The sequence below is a fragment of the Actinosynnema sp. genome (genome assembly GCF_052038725.1).
In genome coordinates, this window is record NZ_JBQGCX010001156.1 from 1 (window position 1) to 4,018 (window position 4,018).

The following is a 4,018-nucleotide window of genomic DNA, read 5'->3' on the forward strand; positions in this document are numbered from 1 at the left end:
ACCGCATGGACTCGCTGCTGCCCTCGGCGGTGGCGGGCTGGATGATGCTGCAGCTGTTCGTGCCCTGACGGGCGGATCGAGCGCACGACTCAAGGCCGGGGTGCGATGCTCCCCGGCCTCGGTCGTTTTCCGGGGACCCTCAGTCGTCGTACGGGTCGTCCACCTCGGCCCCCGAGTCGCCGTCGGCGAGCGGGGTCGCGCGGGACGGGTCGATCACGGTGAACACCGAGCCCGCGTGGTCGGCCACCACCGTGACGCGGCCCTGCGGCGAGTCGTACGGCTCCACCGACACGCTCCCGCCCAGCTCCAGCACCCGCGCCGCCACCGAGTCCGCGCCCACCTCGGGCGACGCGGTGAAGTGCACCGACCAGTGCGCGGGCGTGCTCAGCGGGAACGCGCTCCCCATCCGCTGCCTGCCCAGCAGGGTCTTCCCCTCGGTGGACCACAGCGAGTAGTCCAGGGTCAGCCCGTCGCCGATCTGGGTCACCTCGTACCCGCACAGCTCGCGGAAGAACCCGTCCGCCACCTCGCCGTCGCGGGTGTTCAGCTCGGCCCACGCGTACATGCCGTGCCCGCTGGTGCCGAACAGCCAGTCCTCGGGCACCTTGCGGAACCCGACCACGGCGCCGGTCGGGTCGGCGATCAGCGTGCTGGTCTCGGTCGCCTCCCTGACCACCAGGCCGCCGAGCGCCTGCGCCTTCTCCGCGGTGGCGCGGGCGTGCGGCGTGCTCAGGTAGACGGTCCAAGCCCCGTGCTCGTCGGCGGGCCAGAACCCGGCGACCGGCAGCTCCCCGATCAGCGCGACTCCTCCCGCCCCGTCCTCGACGTAGTCCCAGCCGAACAGGCCGGTGTAGAAGTCCCGCGTCGCTTCCGGGTCCGACACCGGCAGTTGCACCCACACGGGCGCACCGGGCAGCAGTTCCGCTAGCGCGGGTGAATTCGGGACGATGGCCACGGCGAACCTCCCCTAGGTCCGGGCAACGCTACGGCTCTACATTCTTCACGTGAAGGGATTCGTGCGCGCGGCTCTGGCGGCGGTCCGGCCTGCGGGGGAGGTCGTGCCGAGCCCGAACATCTGGCACTGGCCCGCCGTGTACGAGGTCGAGAACCGCGCGCAGGACGCCGACGGGGCGCTGTGGACCGCGCTGCGCGAGGCGTTCGACTGGGGCGGCAAGGACGTCGTCGACGTCGGGTGCGGCGACGGGTTCCACCTCCCCCGGTTCGCGGTCGACGCGGCGTCGGTGGTCGGCGTCGAGCCGCACCCGCCGCTGGTCGAGCGGGCCCGCGCGCGGGTCGCCGGGCTCGACGGGGTGTCCGTGGCGCGCGGTCCGGCGCAGCGGCTGCCGCTGCCCGACGCGTCCGCCGACCTCGTGCACGCCCGCACCGCCTACTTCTTCGGCCCCGGCTGCGAACCCGGTCTCGCCGAGGCCGACCGGGTGCTGCGGCCCGGCGGCGCGCTGGCCGTGGTCGACCTGGACGGCGAGGCCGAGCCGTACGGGCCGTGGCTGTGCTCCGACGAGCCCGGCTACCGGCCGGAGCGGGTGCGGGCCTTCTTCGAGGAGCAGGGGTTCGCGCTGCGCCGGGTCACCGCGCTGTGGCGGTTCGAGCGGCGCGCGGACCTGGAGGCGGTGCTGCGCATCGAGTTCTCCGCCGCCGTCGCCGAGCGGGCCATCGCCGCCACGCCGGGCCTCGAACTGCCCGTCGGCTACCGGCTGCACACCCGCACCAAGCCGTCCGGGCTGCTCCTTCCCTAAAATCGGCCGGGTGGAGAACCGAGAAGCACGCAGGTTGGGACGCTCGTTCGGGGTCGTCGGGCTGGGCTGCTGGCAGCTCGGCGCCGACTGGGGCCAGGTCGACGAGGCGGACGCGCTGGCCGTGCTGCACGCCGCCGCCGACGCCGGGGTGAACTTCTTCGACACCGCCGACGTCTACGGCGACGGTCGCAGCGAGAGCCTGGTCGGCCGGTTCCTGAAGGAGCGCGGCGGCGAGGGCGTCACCGTCGCCACCAAGATGGGCCGCCGGGTCGACCAGGTCCCGGAGAACTACACCGGGGAGAACTTCCTGGCCTGGAACGACCGTTCGCGCCGCAACCTCGGCGTCGACACGATCGACCTGGTGCAGCTGCACTGCCCGCCCACGCCGGTCTACTCGACCGACGAGGTGTTCGACGCGCTCGACTCGATGGTCGAGTCCGGGCGGATCGGCGCGTACGGCGTCAGCGTCGAGACCGTGCAGGAGGCGCTGACCGCGATCGCGCGGCCCGGCGTGGCCAGCGTCCAGATCATCCTGAACGCGCTGCGGCACAAGCCGCTGGAGCGCGTGCTGCCCGCCGCCGCCGAGGCCGGGGTCGCGATCATCGCCCGCGTGCCGCTGGCGTCGGGCCTGCTGTCCGGGCGGTACACCGCCGACACCTCGTTCGGCGCCGACGACCACCGGAACTACAACCGGGCGGGCGAGGCGTTCGACGTCGGCGAGACGTTCTCCGGCGTGCCCTACGACACCGGGCTCGCCGCCGTGGAGCGGCTGCGGCCCCTGGTGCCGCAGGACGCGACCATGGCGCAGTTCGCGCTGCGCTGGATCCTGGACCAGCCGCAGGTCACCACGGTGATCCCCGGCGCGCGCAACCCCGAGCAGGCCCGCGCGAACGCCGCCGCGGCCGACCTCGCGCCGCTGTCCTCGCACGACGAGGTCCGCGCGGTGTACGACGAGCTGGTGCGCCCGGTGGTCCACGACCGCTGGTGATCCGGCGCTGGTGATCCGGCGCCGGTGACCCGGCATCGGTGAGCAGGACGGCGGCGGGGGCCGGGCTCGTGGTGAGCCCTGCCCCCGCCGTGTCCGATCAGTCCTCTTCCGGGCTCTCGCCGAGGATGGCGTAGAGCTTGCGGCGGGTCTCGTCCAGCAGCTCGGCGGCCCGCCGCTGCTGGTCCTCGGTGCCCGCGTGCACCATCTGCATCATGGCCGCGCCGATCTGCTTGGCCGCCTCGCGCAGCCGCGCCTCGCCCTGGTCGACGCCGTCGGTGACCTGCTCCCACGGCGGGACGCCCTCGGCGGACTCGGCCTCGGTCCGGCCGCTCTCGGTGAGCTGGAACAGCTTCTTGCCGCCCTGCTCCTCGGCGGCTACCACCAGGCCCTCGTCGGCCAGCAGCTGGAGCGTCGGGTAGACCGAGCCGGGGCTGGGCCTCCACAGGCCGTCGGTGCGCTGGCCGATCTCCTGGATCATCTCGTAGCCGTGCATGGGCCGCTCGGCCAGCAGGGCGATGACGGCGGCGCGCACGTTGCCGCGCCGCTGCCTGCCACCGCGCCGGTGACCGCCGAAGAAGTCCGGCGGGCCGGGCGGCATCGGCGGCATGGGGGGCATCCCCGGCATTCCGGGCATCCCTGGGAAGCCGCCCCTGCCGAAGCGCCCGCCCCCGCCCCGGCCCATGCGGGGGCCGAAGCCGAAACCGGGGCGACCCCGGTCGTGGTCCTCGTCGTGGTCGAAGCCGGGGCCGAAACCGGGGTCGAAGCCGGGGCCGCCGCGGTCCGGCCTTCCGGGGTGGGCGTCGAAGTCGCCGAACCCGAAGCCGAACCCGCCGCCGCGACCGGGACCGAAGCCGTGCCCGTGCCCGCCGCGACCGTGATCACCAGGCCCGTGACCACCGTGCCCGTGCTCCCCGCGACCCCGGCCGTGACCCGGCCCCCGGCCGCCGCGACCGCCGTGCCCGTGGCCGCCGTCGAAGCGCTCGTCGTTCGCACTCATGTCGATCTCCTCATCGGGTGTGTATCGGTAAGACGCTATCGACGATATATCGGAAGCTATCGCGATGCAACGTCCGATAGTGCGACGGGTCGTGCGACACTGGATGGGCTATGACTGCCCTCCCCCTCGTCTTCGACGCGCCCAAGCGCGGGCTGCCGCCGCGCCACCTCGCCGACCTCACCGCCGAGCAGCGGCGCGAGGCCGTGGCCTCGCTGGGCGAGCAGCCCTTCCGGGCCAACCAGCTGTCGAACCACTACTTCGGCAGGCTCACCGTCGACC

Annotated in this window: 4 protein-coding genes and 1 pseudogene; 3 read left to right on the plus strand and 2 right to left on the minus strand. The window is 73.8% G+C overall.

Annotated elements, in window-relative coordinates:
* Positions 1-139: 139 nt before the first annotated feature.
* Positions 140-901 carry a VOC family protein gene (locus ACTUAL_RS24280; RefSeq protein WP_440901872.1) on the minus strand — a complete coding sequence of 254 codons (762 nt, stop codon included), beginning with the start codon at positions 899-901 and terminating at the stop codon, positions 140-142.
* 103 nt (positions 902-1,004) lie between these two features.
* On the opposite strand from ACTUAL_RS24280, the gene ACTUAL_RS24285 reads away from it, so the two are divergent.
* The gene (locus ACTUAL_RS24285) at positions 1,005-1,754 is read left to right on the plus strand and encodes a class I SAM-dependent methyltransferase (protein WP_440901873.1); all 750 of its coding nucleotides are present in this window, start codon (positions 1,005-1,007) and stop codon (positions 1,752-1,754) included.
* 10 nt (positions 1,755-1,764) lie between these two features.
* Positions 1,765-2,742 carry an aldo/keto reductase gene (locus ACTUAL_RS24290; RefSeq protein ID WP_440901874.1) on the plus strand — a complete coding sequence of 326 codons (978 nt, stop codon included), beginning with the start codon at positions 1,765-1,767 and terminating at the stop codon, positions 2,740-2,742.
* Between the two features lie 97 nt (positions 2,743-2,839).
* Here ACTUAL_RS24290 and ACTUAL_RS24295 read toward each other — a convergent pair whose 3' ends face one another.
* Positions 2,840-3,739 carry a PadR family transcriptional regulator gene (locus tag ACTUAL_RS24295; protein WP_440901875.1) on the minus strand — a complete coding sequence of 300 codons (900 nt, stop codon included), beginning with the start codon at positions 3,737-3,739 and terminating at the stop codon, positions 2,840-2,842.
* Between the two features lie 110 nt (positions 3,740-3,849).
* On the opposite strand from ACTUAL_RS24295, the pseudogene ACTUAL_RS24300 reads away from it, so the two are divergent.
* A pseudogene (locus ACTUAL_RS24300) lies at positions 3,850-4,018 on the plus strand (23S rRNA (adenine(2503)-C(2))-methyltransferase RlmN); the annotation flags it as partial.

What these genes read in the sequence shown, in the direction of transcription:
- ACTUAL_RS24295 (WP_440901875.1), bottom strand. Translation starts at nt 3,739, where the DNA reads ATGAGTGCGAACGACGAGCGCTTCGACGGCGGCCACGGGCACGGCGGT.